Annotated in this window: 18 protein-coding genes; 8 read left to right on the plus strand and 10 right to left on the minus strand. The window is 68.7% G+C overall.

Features of this window, described 5'->3' with window-relative positions; genetic code table 11:
- Positions 1–243: 243 nt before the first annotated feature.
- A complete protein-coding gene (gene argF / locus ACTQ49_RS06590; protein WP_441827045.1) occupies positions 244–1,242 on the minus strand; it encodes an ornithine carbamoyltransferase in 999 nt (332 codons plus the stop codon).
- Between the two features lie 156 nt (positions 1,243–1,398).
- Between argF and ACTQ49_RS06595 the strand changes: the two genes are divergently transcribed.
- Genes ACTQ49_RS06595 through ACTQ49_RS06615 form a run of 5 tightly spaced genes read left to right on the plus strand, consistent with a single transcriptional unit; the run spans position 1,399 to position 6,844 of the window.
- The gene (locus ACTQ49_RS06595; protein WP_441827046.1) at positions 1,399–1,773 is read left to right on the plus strand and encodes a phage holin family protein; all 375 of its coding nucleotides are present in this window, start codon (positions 1,399–1,401) and stop codon (positions 1,771–1,773) included.
- On the plus strand, positions 1,773–2,231 hold the full coding sequence (locus tag ACTQ49_RS06600; protein WP_441827047.1) for a low molecular weight protein-tyrosine-phosphatase: 459 nt from the start codon (positions 1,773–1,775) through the stop codon (positions 2,229–2,231). The genes ACTQ49_RS06595 and ACTQ49_RS06600 overlap by 1 nt, the downstream gene beginning before the upstream one ends.
- Positions 2,228–4,177: a hypothetical protein gene (locus ACTQ49_RS06605; RefSeq protein ID WP_441827048.1), complete on the plus strand. Its 1,950-nt coding sequence runs from the start codon at positions 2,228–2,230 to the stop codon at positions 4,175–4,177. Before ACTQ49_RS06600 ends, ACTQ49_RS06605 begins: the two co-directional genes overlap by 4 nt.
- A gap of 37 nt (positions 4,178–4,214) precedes the next feature.
- A complete protein-coding gene (locus tag ACTQ49_RS06610) occupies positions 4,215–5,621 on the plus strand; it encodes a hypothetical protein (protein ID WP_441827049.1) in 1,407 nt (468 codons plus the stop codon).
- A 2-nt stretch (positions 5,622–5,623) separates the two neighbouring features.
- Positions 5,624–6,844: an MFS transporter gene (locus ACTQ49_RS06615; protein WP_441827050.1), complete on the plus strand. Its 1,221-nt coding sequence runs from the start codon at positions 5,624–5,626 to the stop codon at positions 6,842–6,844.
- A gap of 389 nt (positions 6,845–7,233) precedes the next feature.
- Here ACTQ49_RS06615 and ACTQ49_RS06620 read toward each other — a convergent pair whose 3' ends face one another.
- From ACTQ49_RS06620 to ACTQ49_RS06660, 9 genes are all read right to left on the minus strand, one after another.
- Entirely contained in the window at positions 7,234–8,067 is an 834-nt protein-coding gene (locus tag ACTQ49_RS06620; protein WP_441827051.1) for an alpha/beta fold hydrolase, read from the minus strand.
- 46 nt (positions 8,068–8,113) lie between these two features.
- Complete coding sequence (locus ACTQ49_RS06625; protein WP_441827052.1) at positions 8,114–9,055, minus strand: 3-carboxyethylcatechol 2,3-dioxygenase; 942 nt, start codon at positions 9,053–9,055, stop codon at positions 8,114–8,116.
- An 85-nt stretch (positions 9,056–9,140) separates the two neighbouring features.
- Complete coding sequence (dmpG, locus tag ACTQ49_RS06630) at positions 9,141–10,166, minus strand: 4-hydroxy-2-oxovalerate aldolase (protein ID WP_441827053.1); 1,026 nt, start codon at positions 10,164–10,166, stop codon at positions 9,141–9,143.
- Positions 10,163–11,152 (minus strand): acetaldehyde dehydrogenase (acetylating), encoded by a 990-nt coding sequence (locus ACTQ49_RS06635; protein ID WP_441827054.1) that lies wholly within the window; start codon positions 11,150–11,152, stop codon positions 10,163–10,165. The genes dmpG and ACTQ49_RS06635 overlap by 4 nt, the downstream gene beginning before the upstream one ends.
- Positions 11,145–11,945: a 2-keto-4-pentenoate hydratase gene (locus ACTQ49_RS06640; RefSeq protein WP_441827055.1), complete on the minus strand. Its 801-nt coding sequence runs from the start codon at positions 11,943–11,945 to the stop codon at positions 11,145–11,147. The genes ACTQ49_RS06635 and ACTQ49_RS06640 overlap by 8 nt, the downstream gene beginning before the upstream one ends.
- Before the next feature lie 109 nt (positions 11,946–12,054).
- On the minus strand, positions 12,055–12,732 hold the full coding sequence (locus tag ACTQ49_RS06645) for a TorD/DmsD family molecular chaperone (RefSeq protein WP_441827056.1): 678 nt from the start codon (positions 12,730–12,732) through the stop codon (positions 12,055–12,057).
- Positions 12,729–13,643, minus strand: coding sequence for a dimethyl sulfoxide reductase anchor subunit family protein (locus ACTQ49_RS06650; RefSeq protein ID WP_441827057.1), 915 nt, complete (start codon positions 13,641–13,643; stop codon positions 12,729–12,731). The genes ACTQ49_RS06645 and ACTQ49_RS06650 overlap by 4 nt, the downstream gene beginning before the upstream one ends.
- Before the next feature lies 1 nt (position 13,644).
- On the minus strand, positions 13,645–14,256 hold the full coding sequence (locus tag ACTQ49_RS06655; protein ID WP_441827058.1) for a DMSO/selenate family reductase complex B subunit: 612 nt from the start codon (positions 14,254–14,256) through the stop codon (positions 13,645–13,647).
- Positions 14,257–14,267: 11 nt separating this feature from the next.
- The gene (locus ACTQ49_RS06660; RefSeq protein ID WP_441827059.1) at positions 14,268–16,730 is read right to left on the minus strand and encodes a DMSO/selenate family reductase complex A subunit; all 2,463 of its coding nucleotides are present in this window, start codon (positions 16,728–16,730) and stop codon (positions 14,268–14,270) included.
- A 119-nt stretch (positions 16,731–16,849) separates the two neighbouring features.
- On the opposite strand from ACTQ49_RS06660, the gene ACTQ49_RS06665 reads away from it, so the two are divergent.
- The 3 genes from ACTQ49_RS06665 to ACTQ49_RS06675 all read left to right on the plus strand — a co-directional run bounded on the left by ACTQ49_RS06665 (position 16,850) and on the right by ACTQ49_RS06675 (position 19,015).
- The gene (locus ACTQ49_RS06665) at positions 16,850–17,728 is read left to right on the plus strand and encodes an ATP-binding protein (protein WP_441827060.1); all 879 of its coding nucleotides are present in this window, start codon (positions 16,850–16,852) and stop codon (positions 17,726–17,728) included.
- A gap of 62 nt (positions 17,729–17,790) precedes the next feature.
- Positions 17,791–18,291, plus strand: coding sequence for a DUF6457 domain-containing protein (locus tag ACTQ49_RS06670; protein ID WP_441827061.1), 501 nt, complete (start codon positions 17,791–17,793; stop codon positions 18,289–18,291).
- Positions 18,292–18,328: 37 nt separating this feature from the next.
- Positions 18,329–19,015, plus strand: coding sequence for a response regulator transcription factor (locus ACTQ49_RS06675; protein WP_441827062.1), 687 nt, complete (start codon positions 18,329–18,331; stop codon positions 19,013–19,015).
- The last annotated feature ends 21 nt before the right edge of the window (positions 19,016–19,036 follow it).

Here is a 19,036-nt window from a genome sequence, read left to right on the forward strand (position 1 = left end):
CCGGCGCCCGCATGGGTTCCGGGGCCGTCGCACGCCCTGCCTCTTGGACGGCGTCGCGTGGGATTCAGTGCGCCCCACCCAGCCCGCGTGGGATTCAGCGCGCCCCACCCAGCCCGCGTGGGATTCAGCGCGCCGCGACTGTTACAGCGCACGCGAGACACCCAAACCCACGCGAGGGCGATCCTGCCCGACCAAATCCACGCGCGGTGCCCGAACCCACGCGGCGCAATGAGACCTGCCCGCTCAGTCGCCCAGCGTCGCCACCATCACGGCCTTGATGGTGTGCATCCGGTTCTCGGCCTGGTCGAAGACCACCGACTGGGGGCCCTCGAAGACCTCGTCGGTCACTTCCAGCGCATCCATGCCGGTGGCCTGGAAGATCTCCTCGCCGACGGTGGTGTTGCGGTCGTGGAAGGCCGGCAGGCAGTGCAGGAACTTCGCGTCGGGATTGCCGGTGGCGGCCATCACCTCGGCATTGACCTGGTAGGGCTTGAGCGCGGCGATCCGCTCCTGCCAGACCTCCTTGGGCTCACCCATGGAGACCCACACGTCGGTGGAGACGAAGTCGCAGCCCGCAACTCCGGCGGCGACGTCGTCGGTGATGGTGATGGTGGCACCGGTCTTCTGGGCGATGGTCTGCGCAATGTCCACCACCCAGGCCTCCGGCTGGTACTCGACGGGGGCGACGATGCGGATGTCCATGCCGACGATCGCGCCCGTCACGAGGCACGAGTTGCCCATGTTGTACCGCGCATCCCCCAGATAGGCGTGTGTCATCTGGCCCAGCGGCTTGCTGCAGTGCTCGCGCATGGTGAGCTGGTCGGCCAGCATCTGGGTGGGATGCCACTCGTTGGTGAGGCCATTCCACACCGGCACACCCGCCATGGCGGCCAGAACCTCGACGCCGTCCTGGCCGAAGCCGCGGTACTCGATGCCGTCGAACATGCGGCCCAACACCCGGGCCGTGTCCGCCATCGACTCCTTGTGGCCGATCTGCGAACCCGACGGCTCCAGGTAGGTGGTGTGGGCGCCCTGGTCAGCAGCGGCCACCTCGAAGGAGCAGCGGGTTCGGGTTGAGGTCTTCTCGAAGATCAGGGCGATGTTCCTGCCCACCAGCCGCTTGACCTCCCGGCCTGCCTTCTTGTCCGCCTTGAGCTGGGCCGAGAGGTCGAGAAGCTCCAGCCACTCTGCCGGGGTGAAGTCTGCTTCCTTGAGGAAGTGGCGGCCCTTCAGCGTCATCATTGCTCCTGTGCTCGATGCGGTGTGAGAGACACATTCTTCCAGCGTCCACCCCGCGGCGGGAGACATCCTCGCCCATCGGACGCATCTCCGGAGCACGTCGGGAACCAGCCATGAAGCCCGTCAGAAGCGTGGCCCGGTGCATGGCAGGCTGGGGTCATGTTCATTCGTCTGGTTGCCAATGCCGTCGCGCTGGCCCTGGCGACGTGGTTGGTGCCGGGCATCCGTCTGGGCGAGGGGACCACCCTTGACCGCATCGTCACCATCCTCGTCGTGGCAGTGCTCTTCGGAGTGCTGAACTCTCTGGTCAAGCCGGTGCTGAAGTTCTTCTCCTTCCCGCTGGTGATCATCACCCTGGGACTCTCCCTGTGGGTGGTGAATGCCTGCATGTTGATGCTCACCAGTTGGACCGCGGGCGTCTTCGACCAGCCCTGGCAGGTCTCCGGCTGGGGTGCCGCCTTCCTGGGCAGCCTGCTGATCAGCCTGGTCAGCGGCTGGGTCTCCGGCGTGCTCGAGTCACGACAGGAGGCGTGATGCGACTCATCATGGTCTGCCACGGAAACATCTGCCGCTCCCCGATGCTGGAACGGGTGGCCCGCGCCCATGCCCAGGACGCGGGACTCGACGTGGAGATCACCTCCGCGGGAGTCAGCACGGAGGAGCTCGGCAATCCGATCGACCCCCGGGCCGTCGAGGTGCTGCGCGAGGCGGGATACGAGACGTCGGGCCACCGTGCCCACCAGATCAGTGCCGACGAAATCCGCGGTGCCGACCTGGTGGTGGCGGCCGAACAGCGTCACCTGGACCGGATGCGTCGGCTGGTTCCCGAGGCCCAGAACATTCGCCTGTTCAGCGACTTCGACCCGCAGGCTGCTCCTGGCGATCCGCTGCCCGACCCCTGGTACGGCGGCCTGGACGGCTTCCACGACACGCTGGCCGCCATCGAAAGGGCGGTCCCGGGCATCCTCGACGAGGTGCGCCACCTGGAATGACCAGGCCAGAGCAGCGAGGCATGGGCGCGCTGCGCCGTGCCCAGTCCGTCACCGGGCTGATCTCCACGGCCCCCGCACTGCGCGTGCTGGGCCTGGCCTCGCTTGCCCTCACCCTGCCCACCGAGACCTTCTTCTTCGTCACCCGGTTCGCGGCAGTCAGCCCCCAAGCGCTGCCCGGCCTGGTCTTGCTGGTCGCCTCCCAGCTGCTGACGGGAGTGGCGCTCCTGACCCGCCGCCACCATCGGGCGCTTCCATGGCTGCTGCTCGCGATGCTGCTCGGCGCCATCGTGCTGATGATGCGCCACACCGGCGCCTTCGAGGCTGCTGACGTGCTGGTGCCGGGCTACTGGGCCTTTCCCATGTTCGCCCTGGCCATGCGCTCGGGCGACCGTCGGGACTATGTCCCCTTTGCCGCGCTGGGCACGGCCGCCCTGCTGCTGACCCAGCACCTCGCCGTCGGAACGCGCAGCTGGGAAGACCTGGCGGATCACCTGTTCATCATCCAGCCGGCGATCCTGGCGCTTCTCTTCGGCGATGCGGTGATCTCCGTGGAACGGGCGCGCAGAACCGCCGTCGAGCGGCAACTGGCCGCCCGGCAGGACAAGGACGAGTTGGAGCGCGAGAACCTTGGCCAACGGGCCGCCGACGACCTGCTGGATCGGCACGTGCTGCCGGCACTGCAACGCACCGGCGCTGGACAGTCCCAACAGTCTTCCGTCCGGCGCCGTGGGCAACATCCGGCGGCAGTGCTGTGTGCAGCGGCCTGGCAGCGCGTCAGGCAGGCCATGGAACGCCGGCGGACCGCCCCGATCGAGGTGATGCTCCAACAGGACGTCGCCCTGGAGTCCATCCCCCTCGCCGTCGAGGGCCGCACGGCGCCGGTGCCGACGGCGCTGGCCGAGGCCGTCACGGACGCCACGCGGGCCTTCCTGCTCGACGTGGGCGAACCAGCTCGCGCCGCCCGGGTTCTGGTCCGCGGCGCCGACGATGCCCGCAAGGTGGTTGTCACCCGCGAGGACACCGGCCCGGGCCTGGAGATCGGCCGACTGACACACGGTGACCAGATCTTCCGCAGGATGGACGACGTGGGCGGGGCGGCGAGCACCTCAGGGGATGGTCGCGCGGTCCTGACCCTGCGCTGGCCCCGCGACGACCATGCCGCGACCGCCGCATGGCGAGAGGCGCCCAACCAACTGGTCCGCCGCAAGCTGACTCGCACGGCATGGCCGACGCTGGTCACCACGGCCCTGATGACGCTCCTGGTCAGCCCGCGGCTGTCCGACCCCCGCGCGGGCCTGCTGACCGGTCTGGGGATCGCCGCGCTGGGCATCCTGACTGCCCTGGTCCTGCAGCGACGAGCCCTGTCCACGGTCAGCCAGTTCGCCCTGCTGGCCCTGGCCATCGGGGCCTGGGCCGTGAACCTCTGGCTGCTTCCCGAGAGCCCTGCGCTGGACTATCCCCTGTGGATTGCGTGGGGATCGACGGCAGTGGTCCACCTGGTGGTGCTCTCCGGTGGGCTACGGATCGGGGCAGTGCTCACCGCCCTGTGGACCACGGCCCAGGTGGGCGGTCTGGTGCTGCGCTATGGCTGGGAACTGGCGTCAGAGCACTCCTTCCTGGTGGTCACTGGCGCCGGCGACGTGCTGGTGACCTTGCTGGTCTTGTGGGTGGCGCGCTGGACCGCCGCGCAGGAGGCGGAGGCCACCGACATCGCGAGCCGTCTGCGCGCCGCTGCCACCCTGGTGCAGATGCGGTCCGGCGTGCAGCACCACTGGGGGCCGGCGGTCACCGAGGGGGCCCTGCCACTGCTGCGGCGCATCGCTGCCGGGGAATTGGACCCCGCCGATCCGCGGGTGCAGGCCGATGCCAGGTGGGCGGTCCAGCGGGTCCGCCGGGAACGTTCTCCCCTGGCCCCACTGCACGCCGCGGGGGCGGAGCGAGACTGAACCGCCGCGGGCCGCGCAGGCTGGCTAGGCTGGTTGCATGACCATGTTCCTGGTGGGAAGCGGCCCGTCCGACACCCTTGACAGCGTCCATGCCCAGTTCGTCGAGAGCGCGAAGAAGCGCGGCACTCGCGTGGCCATCGCGCTGCTCGGCACCGAGGACGAGGCACGAGAGCAGCTCGCGAGTTATGCCGAGCCGATCACGTCGCGCTGGCCGGAGGCCCAGATCGAGCCCGTCTGGCTGGACGACGAACCAGACCAGGCCCTGAACACGACCGTCTGGCCGGCCGAGCCCGAGGGCCTCGCTGCCCTCGTCGTAGCTGGCGGGTGGACGCCCGGCTATCTCGACGCGCTGCGTCCCCGCCGTGAGCTGATCGCCACCCTGGTGCGTCGAGGCGTGCCCTATCTGGGCTATTCGGCGGGTGCCGCGGTGGTAGGCAAGCGTTCCCTGGTGGGCGGTTGGAAGTTCCGCGGGCGCCAGGTGGCTCCCGAGATCTGGGGCGAGGGGCTGGAGGAGCTCGAGCTGCGCGACGGTCTGGCGCTGATCGGCCCCTCGGTGGACGTGCACGGTGACGTCGCCGGGCTGGGCGCTGGTCTGGCCGCGCTGGAGAAGGGCGACGTGACCACGGTGGTCTCCATCGACGAGGGCACCTGTCTGGTGGTTGATCCGGTCAGCGGACGCACCCGGGTGGAGGGGACGCAGCGCGTGCACTGGCTCACCAGGGAGGGCTCCGTGAGTGTGGTCCGGCATGAGTCCAGCGCCGCCGAACTCGAGCGCCACCAGGGTTACCTGCAGGCGGAGAAGGAGGCAGCTGAGCGCGAGGAGGAGGCCCGACGCGCGGCGGCGGAGAAGGCGGCAGCCGAGAAGGCCGAGGCCGAGCGTCTGGCCGCAGAGGAACGCGCCCGCCGACAGGCCGAGCAGGCGGCGCTGCGTGCCGAGCAGCAGCGCCAGGAGCGCGAGCGACTGGAGGCCGAGGAGAAGGAGCGCGAGGCCCGCGAGGCGGAGCGTGCCCGGATCGCGGCCGAGAAGGCGGAGGAGGAGGCCCGCGCCCGAGCCGCCGAAGAGGCCGAGGCAGAAGCCCGCCGCCAGGCAGAAGAGGCGGAATCGCAGCCGGAAGACGAAACGCAGCCTGCGCCGGAAAGCCAGCCAGGGGAACCCGAGCTTCCGGCCGAGGGCCCCGGGGAGCCCCCGGTGATCATGCACACCATGCCCGTCCTGGACGATGCCGGCACCGCACCCATCCAGGAGGCCGAGCCGGTGATCGTTCCCGAGCAGGAGAGCGAGGCGGCTCCGCAGGACGAGGACCTGCCCACGATCGAGGCCGACGAGGACCCCGTCGGGGAGCCGGAACCGGGCGAAGCGGGGCCGGACGAAGCGGGGCCGGACGAGCCCACCGAGGGCGAGACCCCGGCCGACGATCCCGACGCTGAGGACGAGCAGCCCTAGGTGTGACCGCTCCCGCCAGCACCAGCCGCGGACATCGTCCCGGGGAGAGCGCCTATCGCAACACGACGGTGGCGCTCTTCCTGGCCGGGCTGGCCACCTTCGCGACGCTCTACTGCACGCAGCCGCTGCTGCCGGTGCTGGGTGAGGTCTTCTCGATCACGCCTGCCCAGACGGCACTCTCGGTCTCCGTCACCACGCTTGCACTGGGCGGTGCTCTGCTCTTCCTCGGGCCCGTCTCCGACGCGGTCGGACGCACCAATGTGATGCTGACCAGCCTGTTCGCGTCGGCCGTGCTCACCCTGGTGAGCGCCGTCAGTCCCACATGGCATCTGCTGCTGGCCAGTCGAGCGCTCCTGGGGCTGTGCGTCGCGGGGCTGCCGGCCGTGGCGGTGGCCTACCTGCGGGAGGAGATCGATGCGTCGGCCGCCAGCCGGGCCACGGGTCTCTACATCGGCGGCACCGCGCTGGGGGGCATGTCGGGACGGCTGGTCACGGGAGCGCTGGCGGATCTCTTCGGCTGGCGGTCGGCGATCGCGGGCATCGGACTGCTGGCGCTGGCCTGTGCCGTGGCCGTCTGGCTCCTGCTGCCGCGCTCGCGGCACTTCGTGGCCCAGCCTCTGTCCCCCGCCACGTTGACCCGCAAGACCCTCGACCTGCTGGGCAACCGCGTGCAGCTGGCCCTGATGGGCGTTGGCTTCCTGGGGATGGGGGCCTTCGTCGCGTGCTTCAATGCCATGGGCTTCCGATTGGCGGCCCCACCCTACGAGCTGTCCGTTGGCGTCGCCGGCCTGGTCTTCCTGGTCTATGCGCTGGGCTCGTGGAGTTCGGCGCGCGCTGGCCGGGCGACGGAGCGACACCCGGCGAGCACCGTCGTGCTGGGCGGACTGGGTCTGCACCTGGGCGGGATCGCGCTGACGGCAGCCCGGCAGCTTCCGCTGGTGGTGCTGGGCCTCGCCCTGGTGTCCGTGGGTTTCTTCGCCGCCCACGGTGTGGCCAGCGCCTGGGTCTCCGCCAATGCCGTGGAGAACCGGCTCGGGACTGGGCAGGCCGCGTCGCTCTACCTCTTTGCCTACTATCTGGGCAGTTCGACGGCTGGTACCGCCGCGGGATGGGCCTGGAGCAGGTGGGCCTGGCCCGGAGTCACCGTGCTCACCGGCGGACTCATCGCCGCTGCCCTGCTGCTGGTGCTGTTGGCCGACCGGGCCGGGCGTCGCTCCCGCTGATCCTCGTCGCGTCAACAGCCGGGGTCCGAGGTCCCCCCGTGGATTCCAGCCCGGCGCGTGGGTTCCATCACCCCGCGTGCGCCACAACCATCGCGAGCCCACCAAACCCACGCGACGCCGCATCTGGCGCAGCCGGCCCGCCACAGGCTCCACCCCGCGTGGATTCCAGCCCGGCGCGTGGGTTCCATCACCCCGCGTGCGGCACAACCATCGCGAGCCCACCAAACCCACGCGAGCCGAGAAGCAAGGTCCCCGGGGCCCAACCAAACCCACGCGAGCCGGGAGAAGGGGCCCCGAGCCCCGAGCCCCGAGCCCCCACCAACGCCACGGGGGCGTGTGGACCACAGTCCACACGCCCCCATGCCACGGATCCCCGCCGGGAGAACCCGTCAGTTGGCCAGGAAGCTGAGCACCTGGCGGTTGAACTCCTCGGTGTGCTCGATCTGCAGCCAGTGGCCGCAGCGGTTGATCAGGATGAGACGGGAATCCGGGATCAGCGAGGTCAGGCGCAGCGAGTGCTCGAAGGGCACGACGCGGTCGTCGCGGCCGTGGAAGAGCAGCGCCGGGGCCTTGATGGTGCGCACCTTGGCGAAGTCCAGCTCCACGACGGCGCGCTTGCCGGTGCCGTCGATGAAGTTCTGGTTGTGCTCGGGGTGGGCCTTCACCATGTCTGCACGGCCCTGGATCAGCTCGTCGGTGGCGAAGGAGCTGTCGAAGGTCATGATGTCGACCAGCTCGCGCATGGTCTCGAAGGAGGGCTCACGGTAGCCCTTCTGCAGGATCTTCAGGCCCTCGGTGAAGCCGGCCGCACCGAAGAGCGACGAGCTGCCGGAGCTGGAGCCCATGGTGATGAGCTTCTCGACGCGCTCGGGGTGCTCGTAGCCGAAGCGCACGGTGGTGCCGCCGCCCATCGAGTTGCCGATCACGGCGGCGGCCTTGTCGACGCCCAGCTCGTCCATCAGGTCGGCCAGGGCGGTCGAGTGGTCGCGCTCCTGGTAGGTCACCGGATCGGACTCGCCCCAGCCGGGCATGTCGACGGCGATGACGCGGTACTGCTCGGCCAGCACCGGGATGTTCTTGCTGAAGTTGCTCCAGCCGGTGGCGCCGGGGCCGGAGCCGTGCAGCATGAAGATGACCTGGTCACCCGAGCCGGCCTCGTTGATGTGGATGTTCCACCGACGGGTCTTGACCATCTTGGAGGTGGAGTCATAGGTGATGTCCATCGATTCGTTCCCTTCTTGAGAAAACTGTGCGTGGGTGGTGCTGGGGTCAGGCCTTCTGGTTGGCCGTCATGACGCCGAAGCCGGCGATGTAGTGCTTGATCTCGCGGTAGTACTCGTAGTCCACCTGGTAGTCGCCGATGGCGCCGAAGGCGCTGAAGGCGCTCACCCAGGTGCGCACCTCGTGCGACGAGTTGCCCGCATCGCGCACCATCTCGTCCACCAGCATGGCGTCGAAACCGGCGACGTCGTGCGTGGCGCACTTCTTCATGAAGTCCTGGTCCCACTCGGGGTTGAGGTCACGGATGGTGGCCTTGCCCTCGACGAAGTCCTTGGCGGCATTGATGACGCGCTCCTGGCGGGCCTGGCGTGCCTCCGGGGTGGGATTGCGGCCGTCGAGCAGGAACTTGCGGACGTCCTCGCTGGCGGTTGCCCACTGCGGCACCGGCGGATCGTGCGAGAGGCCACCCGACGCGATCAGCAGCACGCGCTCGTCGACGGTGGTGGCCCAGCGTCCGATCGCCTCGCCCATCGCGCGGATGCGACGCATCGGCACGAAGGGACCGGCCACACCGTTCACGAAGACCGGGATGGTGGGAACGGTGTCGATGCCGCCGAAGAGGATCTCCATCGGCTGCACGGCTCCGTGGTCCAGACCCATGTAGCGCGACATGCACATGTCGACGTCCTGCTCCTGCACGAAACGGACGAGTTCCTCGGCCTTCTCGGTGGGAACGTCCAGGTCGCCGACCGCGGTGTCATAGTCACCGAGGCCGAAGCCTCGCAGCCCCACGCAGAAGGGCGGCATGGTGTCGTAGAAGAAACCGTTGTAGTGGTCGGGTGCAAAGTTGATCACCAGCGTCGGATCGAAGTCCTTCACGAACTTCTTCGCGGTGTCGAAGACCCCGTCGAGCTCGGTCTTGAGCTCTTCGGGCACGTCGACGAATCCGATCAGCGGTGAGTGCGACATTGCCACGAGTGCTGCGGGCATTGCTTACCTCCTGTTGCCGGCACCGGGTGCCGAAATGGTGTCGGTGTCCCGACCCCGTCCTTGGGGCCGGGACACCGGCGGGTGATCAGGCCTGCTGGCCCTGCTTCTTCTTGACCAGGTCGAGTGCGACGTCGACGATCATGTCCTCCTGGCCGCCGACGAGACGACGCTCACCGCACTCCAGCAGGATCTCGCGCACGTCGACGCCATAGCGCTTCGAGGCGATCTCCGCGTGGCGCAGGAAGGACGAGTAGACGCCGGCGTAGCCCAAGCTCAGCGTCTCACGGTCCACCCGAACGGGGCGGTCCTGCAGCGGACGCACAAGGTCTTCTGCAGCATCCTGCAGCTTGAACAGGTCGCAGCCGTGCTCGAAGCCGTACAGGTTGGCCACGGCGATGAAGGGCTCGATCGGGCAGTTGCCCGCACCGGCGCCCTGGCCGGCCAGCGACGCGTCGACGCGGTACACGCCGTTCTCCACGGCGACCACGGAGTTGGCCACCGAGAGCGAGAGGTTCTCATGGGCGTGGATGCCGATCTCGGTCTTGTCGTCCAGCGCGTCGCGGTAGGCCTTGATGCGATCCGCGATGTCGGTCATGGTCATCCGGCCACCGGAGTCGGTGACGTAGACGCAGTGGGCGCCATAGCTCTCCATTAGCTTGGCCTGCTCGGCCAGCTTGGCGGGCTCGGCCATGTGGCTGAGCATCAGGAAGCCGGAGACGTCCATCCCGATCTCACGGGCGGCGGCAATGTGCTGGGCGGAGATGTCGGCCTCGGTGCAGTGCGTCGCGACGCGCACCGAGCGAACCCCCAGGTCGTAGGCCTTGTGCAGCTCCTCCAGCGTGCCGACGCCCGGCAGCAGCAGGGTGGTCAGGCGGGCATTCTGCAGCACCTCGGCCGCCGCCTCGATCCACTCCCAGTCGGTATTGGAGCCCGGGCCGTAGTTCAGCGAGCCACCGGCCAGGCCGTCGCCGTGGGCCACCTCGATGGCGTCGACTCCGGCCTCGTCCAGGGCCTTGACGATGGCCTTGACGTTGTCGGTGGAGATGCGGTGGCGCACGGCGTGCATGCCGTCGCGCAGCGTGACGTCCTGGACGAAGATCTTCTTGCTCATGCCTGGATCACCTTTCGGGCTGCCATCCGGTCGCCGACGCGCAGGGCGGCCGACGTCATGATGTCGAGGTTGCCGGCGTAGGCCGGGAGGTAGTGGGCGGCACCCTCGACCTCGAGGAAGACCGAGACCTGGTGGGTCGGGCGCTCGCAGTCGGGGCCGGTCAGAGTGTGCACGGGCGCCTCGTCCTCGACGGGAAGGATCTGCACCTCCTGCTTGAGGCGGTAGCCCGGGACGTACTGGGCGACGTCGGCCACCATCTGGGTGATCGACTCCCGGATCCGGTCCTGGGTCTCCTCGTCGGGAGCGTTGACCAGGGCCAGGACCGTGTCGCGCATCATCATCGGAGGCTCGGCCGGGTTGAGGATGATGATGGCCTTGCCCTTCTTGGCTCCACCGACGGCCTCGATGGCTGCCGAGGTGGTCTCGGTGAACTCGTCGATGTTGGCGCGGGTGCCGGGGCCGGCGGACTTGCTGGAGATCGAGGCGACGATCTCGCCGTAGAGCACCGGGGTGACCCGGGAGATGGCGTTGACCACCGGGATGGTGGCCTGGCCACCGCAGGTGACCATGTTGACGTCCATGGCGTCCAGGTTGTCGTCCAGGTTCACGGCCGGCACGACGTAGGGGCCGAGCGCGGCGGGCGTCAGGTCGATCTGGTGGATGCCGAGCGGGGCCAGCTTGCTGGAGTTGTACTCGTGGGCCTTGGCGGAGGTGGCGTCGAAGACGATCTTGATGTCCTCGAAGCCCTCCATCTCGATCAGGCCGTCGACGCCGGTGGCGATGGTCGGCACGCCCATCCGCTGGGCGCGGGCCAGGCCGTCCGAGGCGGGGTCGATGCCCACCATGGCGCCCATCTCGAGGAATTCCGAGTTGCGCAGCACCTTGATCATCAGGTCGGTGCCGATGTTGCCGGAGCCGATGATGGCGACCTTCACGCGGGGGCCGTCACCGCGGCCGTGCGGATCGGGATTGTTCACGTCACTCATTGCTGCCTGCCTTCTCGCCGAAGCTCACCGACACGTCGCCGAGCTTGCTGATGGTTGCGTTGACCTGGCCACCGGGGGCCACGGGGCGCATGGGGCCGAGCGCCCCGGAGAGGATCACCTGTCCCGCCTTCAGCGGGTTGCCGAGCTCACGGCTCTTGACGGCCAGCCACTGCAGGGCGATCAGCGGATCGCCCAGGCACGCCTCGCCGGTGCCGACGGAGTCCTCCTGACCGGTGACGGTCATGGTCATGGACACCTCGCGCGGCTCCACCTCGTCGAGGGTGAGGACGGTGTCACCCAGGACATAGGCGCCAGCGGAGGCATTGTCGGCGACGGTGTCACCGAAGCTGATGTCCCAGTTCTCGATGCGGGAGTCACAGATCTCCAGGGCGGCGCGCACCTCGGCCACGGCCTCGCGGATCTGGGCCATGTCCAGTTCCCCCTCGGCCAGGTCCTTGCCCAGCACGAAGGCAACCTCGCCCTCGATCTTGGGCTGCATGAAGGCGTCGGCGGGGATGACGGCACCCTGCTCGTAGACCATGTCGTCCAGCAGGACACCGAAGTCTGGCTGGTCGACGCCCAGCTGCTTCTGGACGGCCACGGAGGTCAGGCCGATCTTGCGGCCGATGATCTTCGCGCCGGCCTCGAGGCGGTGGGCGGTGATCTGCTCCTGCACTGCGTAGGCTGCCTCGACGTCGTCGCGGCCGATCAGGTCACGGACGGGGGCGCAGGGGACGCGGGTCTGGGAGGCGGTCAACAACCGCTCGACGGCATTGTCTGTGTTGTTCGTCACACTTCGAGAATCCCCCCGTTTGAGCACCCGTTCAACGGCCCGTTCCATCGATTGGCACATGTCGTTCCACCCACCGGAACAGCGCCCGACAAGGCACTCCCGCCCTCATTCAGCTCTGCGACGCCCCTTCTTCAGAAACCTGTTGCACAGAAGTCTGGTGTGCGGACGTCTGCTGGCCGGCGCCCAGCTGCACCAGGGTGTCCACCCCGAGCAGGGCCACACCGTGGTGGAAGTGGGTCTTCGCCGCGCGGCCCAGGGTGTCGAAGAAGTTGGGGGCCCACTGGAACAGGTGCTCGGCCAGGAAGCGGTCGAAACCCGCCACCAAGCGCTCGAACTCCTCGCCCTCGGCGTCCAAGGCGCGCTCGGCCAGCGTCGCGACGAACTCCAGCTCCAGGCTGATGTGGTCGTCGGGGGCGCGGTTCTTGTCTGGCGCGGCCAGCCCGAACTCGGCATAGGCGGCGCGCACCTCCAGGGTCTCCTGCTCGAAGAGCAGCCCTTCGACCGAACGGTGCACCGACTCGTAGGGGTGCACCGCCACCCGCCCTGGCCCTCCCACCAGACGGGCGTGGTCCTGGGCAACCAGGGTGGCGTCCTCGCCTTCCTGCGCGCTGCGTTCCAGCAGGTGCAGGCCGGCGCGGCAGACGTCGGTGCGGGCCATGGGCCACTGCTCCAACCACTGCGGGTCGCGCAGGGTGGCAAGTCTCTGCTCGTCGGGCGGCCCGGCCATCAGGCCGGACAGCACGCGCAGCACCGCACCGGCGCAGGCCAGCTCGTCGAGGGACCTCACGTGCCCACCCGCACCATCGAGCCGTAGAACATCAGGCGGCCGATGAACTCACCGACGAAGGCCAGGGCGAAGGCCACCACGCCCAGGGCGGGCAGGAACTGGTAACTGTCCACCCGCGCCACCAGCTTGAACAGCAGGTAGGCCAGGCACAGTAGTGCGGCGGCCAGCAGCAGGGCCTGCGCCGTGCGCCAGCCACCCAGCTCGCCGCCCAGGATCTCCAGCGAGCGACGTGCCGCCGGCGAGGAGTGCCCACCCAGGAAGGCGTAATAACTGACGCGCTCAAAGAAGCGCACCGCGATCAGCACCACGCCACCCAGTGAGATGGCGCGCACCGTCTGGGTGAGCAGGGCATCGGCCGCGGGATCGGGCTCGGAACGGCCGCGACGGATGCGGTAGACCACCAGCAGGGCGGCGGCCACCGCCAACCCGCCCAGCAGCAGCGTGGTGATGTAGAAGGCGATCGGGGTGTGCAGCGTGGCCCAGGCGGGCACGGTGCGCAGCGAGTAGACCTTGCTGATGGCAAAGACCAGGAAGACCCCCACCAGGGCCGTCAGCCCGGCCAGCACCTGGCGCAGCCGGTGGTTGAGCAGCTTGAACCACTGGCACACGGCGAAGGCAGCACCCAGCGCGGCGAAGGCCATGCCAGCGACGATCTCGCGCGAGAGCCAGCTGGAGCCCAGGTGCAGCAGGGCGTTGGGGGCGCGCAGCGGCTTGCCCAGGTGCATCGTCGAGGCGGCCAGCCCCAGCACCAGCAGCGGACCGATGGCATAGAGCGCCGGATCGGTGACCTTGTCCATCGTCTTCTGCGGCACCTTGAGGCCGGCCAGGTGGATGATGCCGAGCACGATGAAGGAGCCCACCGACATCTGGGCGCAGATGGTGAAGATCACCAGCGGAAGTTCGTGCCACATGTCAGATCTCCTCCGGATTCGCGATCTCGCCGGTGCCCTGGCCCGGGGGCTGGGCGTCGCGATGCGGGGTGATCACCAGGTTGGGCCGGGTGATCTCAGGGTCGGGCAGCGGTTCCACGGCCCGCACGTCGCTGTTGTGCTTCTTGGCCAGCTCGTCCACGTCACCCCACTCCAGGGCGCGCGAGGGGCAGGCGGCCACGCAGGCGGGCTCCTGCCCGGCGTCGCGGTAGTCCTTGCATCCGTCGCACTTGGTCATGACCCCCTTCTCAGGGTTGAACTGCGGGGCGCTGTAGGGGCATGCCATGGCGCAGTACTTGCAGCCGATGCACTTCTTGGGATCGACGTAGACCGTGCCGTCGTCGCGGATGGTCATGGCTGTGGTGGGGCACACCTCCGCGCAGATCGGGTCCTCGCAGTGGTTGCACGAGATCGAGGTGTAGTAGCTGAACACCTTGGGTTCGTAGGTGTCGCCCTGCTGCACCCAGCTGCCGCCGGTGTACTCGATCACCCGGCGCCACTGCACGCCGATGGGCAGGTCGTGCTTGTCCTTGCACGCGATGGCGCAGGCCTTGCAGCCGTTGCAGGCCGACTGGTCGAAGTAGAAGCCTTCCATGATCCGTCCTCTCAGGCCCTCTCGATCTGCACCAGGGTGGTGTGCTGGCAGTTGCCCTTGGAGACCGGGGTCCAGTGCAGCGAGGTGAGCACATTGACCGCGCCACCGTGGTCGACGCCGTCGGCATCGAAGTCGGTCCAGGCGCCCTGCGGCAGTGAGGCGACGCCGGGCATGATGCGTGCCGTCACCTTGGCCGGGATCTGCACCCGGCCACGGTCGTTGAAGATCTCCACCACGTCCCCGTTCTTGATGCCGCGCTTCTCGGCATCGGGAATGCTGATCCACACCGCCTGCGGATGGGCCTCCTGCAGGTTGGACAGGTTGCCGTAGGTGGAGTGGACGCGCTGCTTGTAGTGGTGGCCGATCAGCTGCAGCGGGTACTTGTCATTGGACAGCGCCTCCATGGCGCCCTCCCAGGTGTCGACGTGCACCGGCAGCGCGGTGATCACGTCGCCCTTCTTGGCGTCGGGGAACTCCCAGGTCTTGGCCATGTTCCACAACTCCTCGGAGAAGATCTCGATCTTGCCGGTGGGCGTCTCGAGCGGGTTCTTCTCGGGATCGGTGCGGAAGTCCTTCAGCGCGACGGTGGTGCCCTCGGGATTGCGGTAGCGGTGCACGCCCTTCTTGAGCATCTCCTCGAACTTGGGCATGCCGGGCACGGCCTTCACGTTCACCTCGTCCTGCAGGTACTGCGCCCAGCCCCGCAGGTCACGGCCCTCGGTGACCTTCTGCTCCACGCCCAGCCGCTTGGCAATCTCGGTGACCATCTCGTAGGCCGGCTTCGAGTCGTGCAGCGGTTCGATGGCCTTCTCGCAGGCGATCAGGTAGGCGGTGTCACCGCAGTACTCGCTGGGCACCAGGTCCCAGCGCTCGGCGGTGGTGGTGTCGGGCAGCACCAGGTCGGAGAGATCCGCCGAGGTGGACATCTGGTTGTCGACGGTGACGATGAACTCGCACTTGGACTCGTCCTGCAGGATCTCGCGCAGCTTGTTGAGGTCGGCGTGCTGGCTGCCCAGCATGTTGCCGCCGTACTCCAGCAGGAACTTGATGCCGGTGCTGAGCTTCTTGACGCCCCGCACGCCGTCCTTGACGTCGGTCATCTCCTCGCCGCGCACGATCGCCTCGCTCCAGGCGAAGTTGCTGATGGAGGCCTTGCAGGGGTTGTCACCGTCGGGCAGCCAGGCCGTCAGCGGCCAGTAGTTGCCCTCGCGTCCACCGGTGCCGCCGCCGGGAATGCCCACCTGGCCGAGCACATTGGCCAGGGTGTAGATGGCGCGGGCCTGGTTCTCGCCATTGGCGTGGCGCTGCGGGCCCCAGCCCTGGGTGATGTTGACCGGCTTGGTGCGGCCCAGTTCCAGCGCGAACTCGACGATGGTCTTCTCCGGCACGCCGGTGATCTTCGACGCCCAGGCCGGGGTCTTCTCGATGCCGTCCTCGCCCTTGCCCATGATGTAGCTCAGGTAGGAGTTGTTGGCCGGGATGCCCTTGGGCATGTGGTCCTCGTCGAAGCCGACGCAGTACTTGTCGAGGAAGGCCTGGTCGTGCAGGTTGTTCTTCACCAGGTGGTGGACGATGCCGTTGACCAGCGCGGCGTCGGTGCCGGGCCGGGGGCTGATCCACTGGTCGGCCAGCACCGCGACGGAGTCGGAGTGGCGCGGATCCACCACGACGATCTTCAGTCCGGCCTTGCGGGCCGCCTCCAGCGAGACATAGGTGAGGCCACCGCCCGACATGCGGGTCTCCTGCGGGTTGTTGCCCCACAGCACCAGCATCCGCCCGTGCTTGATGGAGTCCTCGAAGGAGTTGGAGACCTGTTCGTCGGGATTGCCGTAGTGGAAGCGGGTGATGCCGCCGATCTGGCTGTAGGAGTAGTTGTTGTAGTAGCCCAGGTGACCGCCCAAGGCATTGAACAGCCGCTGCCAGCCAGCGCCGTAGGCCAGGTGGGCATTCCACACGCCGGAGCCGTAGACCTTGAAGACGGCTTCGGGGCCGTACGTGTCGTAGGTGTGCTTGAGCTTCTCGGCGAACAGGTCGAAGGCCTCGTCCCAGCTGATCTCCTCCCACTGCCCCTCGCCGCGTTTGGTGCCTTCCTTGCGCTTAAGGGGCTTCTTGATGCGGTCGGGGTTGTAGATGCGCTGGCGCATGTTGCGGCCACGCACGCAGGCACGGATCTGGCGGTTCTCCAGGGTGTCGTCGCCGGTGTTGTCGGGCAGCACCCGCACCACGACGCCGTCCTTGACCTGCAGCCGCAGCGGGCAGCGTGAGCCGCAGTTGACGATACAGGCGCTCCACACGGTGCGGTCGGCATCGGGCACGCCATCGGCCTGCTTCAGGTGCACCGAATCGCTGGCGGCCTGCTCGGGCAGGGCGGAGACCAACGCACCCGCTCCGGCGGCTGCTCCCGTCCACTGCATCAGGCGACGACGGGAGAGCCGCGTGGATCCCGGGCCAACGTGCTGGTCAGTGATGGTCATGCGGTTCCTCCCGAACATGATGGGGCGGCAAGATACGCTTCCAGCGTAGTGAAGCAGTATTTGCGGGACGACAGGGGGTCCCTGTCGCCACCGTCGCGACGAGCCCTGGAGGAAGGTTGATGACAGACCCGGCGGAGCTCCTGCGGCAGGCCGATGTACGCCACGGCATCGTGCTGGCCTGGCTGCGTCGCGAACCCGGCCCCGTCGTCGTGCTGTGCGACCACACACCACGCCAACACCAGGCCCGCACAGTGCGGCTGGACGAGTGTCTGGCCCACGTCGAGGTCTACCGCCTCGTCGACTTGGCTCAGTCCGCGGGCACCCTGCACCTAGACCTGAGCGACTGCCGCGCGGGCCGAGCACGCCCCGAGCTGGCCGCCCTGGCGCGCCTGGTGGGTGAGGGGCGCCTCGGCCTGGAGGTGCCCGAGAACCTGCCCGCCGGAGCGCTGGCCGACGTGGCCCGCCCGCCGGTGAGCCGTCGCTCCGCGCTCGGGTTGCGCCGCGCCGAAGCTGCCCTGCACCCGGCCAGCAGCGACGCGCACCAGCGGCTGCTGGAGTCCCTGGCCGTGGCCGGGGTGGACGACGCGTCCGTCAGCTCGCCGGCCCTGGCCCTGGAGGCCGCCGGCTGCATCGCCTGCGGGGTCTGTGTGCAGGCCTGCCCGCACGATGCCCTCAGCCTCACCCATGCCGGTGGCCTGTCGAGCCTGACGCACGACCCGTCGCAGTGCCACGGGGAACGCGCCTGCATCACCCACTGCCCCGCCCAGGCCCTCAGCAGCCCCGCCCCGCTGCCGTGGCAGGCGGCCCTGGAAGAAGGCACCACCACCTTGACGACGGTGAACACCACCACCTGCCGGCGTTGCCGCAGCCGTTTTCCCGATGACGGCGACCACACTTGCCCGCACTGCCGCGCGCGCAGCGCCGATCCCTTCGGGGTGCACCTGCCGCCCGAGGTGCTCGACCGGTTGGGCCGTGGCCCCGACGGCCGTCGGTTGTGATTCGATCGAGGTAGCACCGCCCTGTGTCGCCAGCACCAGCCCCGGATGACAGGAGTCTTCCCGTGACCAGCAAGTTCAGCGTCGAACCCCACCTGCACCGGGTCTACGACAGTGTCGGCCTCACGGCCCACGACGTGGACGTCGACGCCATCCACGACGTGGCGGGAGCCATCGCCCGGGCTGGCCTGCGACCCATGGCGCCGGTGGGTGGCTACCTGTGGGGCGCGGCCATCGGCCAGCACCCGCAGGCGGACCGGGCCGAGCTGCAGCAGGCCATCCTCGACGTGGTGCCCAGCACACCGCTCGATTCGGAACAGGCCGAGGACCCCGCCCAGTGGCATGCCTTCACCCGACGCGCCTGTGACGCACTCGGTCTCGACGTGGAGGACGTCCCGGTCGAGGAACTGCCCGGCATCGGCCGCCACATCGCCCATGCCAGCGTGCGCCCAATGGCCCCCGTGGCCACCTATCTGCTGGGCCTGGCCCACACCCGCAGCGGCGAACCGTTGACCGACCTGCTGGAGCGGATCATGCGGGCGCTGGAGCAGGTTACCGACGCCTGAACAGGCAATCAGTCCCCGCAAGTGGCAAGCTAGGCTCATGCAGATCCTCGTGGTTGACGACGACCAGGCCGTCCGCGACTCCTTGGCCCGCTCCATGCAGTACAGCGGGTACGAGGTGAGCACCGCCTCCGACGGGCTGGAGGCCCTGGCGAAGCTCTCCGCCGTGAAGGCCGACGCCGTCATCATGGACGTGATGATGCCGCGTCTCGACGGGCTCGAGACCACCCGGATGCTGCGCCAGACCGGCAATGACGTGCCGATCCTGATCCTCACCGCCCGCGACGCGGTGGGCGATCGGGTGGACGGCCTGGACGCCGGCGCCGACGACTACATGGTCAAGCCCTTCGCGCTGGACGAGCTGCTGGCCCGGGTCCGGGCCCTGACCCGTCGCTCCCGCCCGGAGACGGACAAGGGCAGCGAGACCCTGGTCTTCGACGACCTGATCCTGGACACCCAGACCCGCGAGGTCTCCCGCGGCGGTCGGAAGATCAGCCTGACCCGCACCGAGTTCGCCCTGCTGCAGGTCTTCATGGAACACCCCCGTCGCGTCCTGGAGCGCGGCTGGCTGCTCAATGAGGTCTGGGGCTTCGACTTCCCCACCACCGCCAACTCGCTCGAGGTCTACATCGGCTACCTGCGTCGCAAAACGGAGGCGGAGGGCGAGTCCCGCCTGATCCACACCGTGCGCGGCATCGGCTACGTCCTGCGCGAGACTCCCCCGTGACAGACCGGGGCGCCACCCCAC

Source organism: Luteococcus sp. Sow4_B9 (assembly GCF_052116585.1).
Lineage (GTDB): Bacteria > Actinomycetota > Actinomycetes > Propionibacteriales > Propionibacteriaceae > Luteococcus.

What these genes read in the sequence shown, in the direction of transcription:
- argF (WP_441827045.1), bottom strand. Translation starts at nt 1,242, where the DNA reads ATGATGACGCTGAAGGGCCGCCACTTCCTCAAGGAAGCAGACTTCACC.
- ACTQ49_RS06595 (WP_441827046.1), top strand. Translation starts at nt 1,399, where the DNA reads ATGTTCATTCGTCTGGTTGCCAATGCCGTCGCGCTGGCCCTGGCGACG.
- ACTQ49_RS06600 (WP_441827047.1), top strand. Translation starts at nt 1,773, where the DNA reads ATGCGACTCATCATGGTCTGCCACGGAAACATCTGCCGCTCCCCGATG.
- ACTQ49_RS06605 (WP_441827048.1), top strand. Translation starts at nt 2,228, where the DNA reads ATGACCAGGCCAGAGCAGCGAGGCATGGGCGCGCTGCGCCGTGCCCAG.
- ACTQ49_RS06610 (WP_441827049.1), top strand. Translation starts at nt 4,215, where the DNA reads ATGACCATGTTCCTGGTGGGAAGCGGCCCGTCCGACACCCTTGACAGC.
- ACTQ49_RS06620 (WP_441827051.1), bottom strand. Translation starts at nt 8,067, where the DNA reads ATGGACATCACCTATGACTCCACCTCCAAGATGGTCAAGACCCGTCGG.
- ACTQ49_RS06625 (WP_441827052.1), bottom strand. Translation starts at nt 9,055, where the DNA reads ATGCCCGCAGCACTCGTGGCAATGTCGCACTCACCGCTGATCGGATTC.
- dmpG (WP_441827053.1), bottom strand. Translation starts at nt 10,166, where the DNA reads ATGAGCAAGAAGATCTTCGTCCAGGACGTCACGCTGCGCGACGGCATG.
- ACTQ49_RS06635 (WP_441827054.1), bottom strand. Translation starts at nt 11,152, where the DNA reads ATGAGTGACGTGAACAATCCCGATCCGCACGGCCGCGGTGACGGCCCC.
- ACTQ49_RS06650 (WP_441827057.1), bottom strand. Translation starts at nt 13,643, where the DNA reads ATGTGGCACGAACTTCCGCTGGTGATCTTCACCATCTGCGCCCAGATG.
- ACTQ49_RS06655 (WP_441827058.1), bottom strand. Translation starts at nt 14,256, where the DNA reads ATGGAAGGCTTCTACTTCGACCAGTCGGCCTGCAACGGCTGCAAGGCC.
- ACTQ49_RS06660 (WP_441827059.1), bottom strand. Translation starts at nt 16,730, where the DNA reads ATGACCATCACTGACCAGCACGTTGGCCCGGGATCCACGCGGCTCTCC.
- ACTQ49_RS06665 (WP_441827060.1), top strand. Translation starts at nt 16,850, where the DNA reads ATGACAGACCCGGCGGAGCTCCTGCGGCAGGCCGATGTACGCCACGGC.
- ACTQ49_RS06675 (WP_441827062.1), top strand. Translation starts at nt 18,329, where the DNA reads ATGCAGATCCTCGTGGTTGACGACGACCAGGCCGTCCGCGACTCCTTG.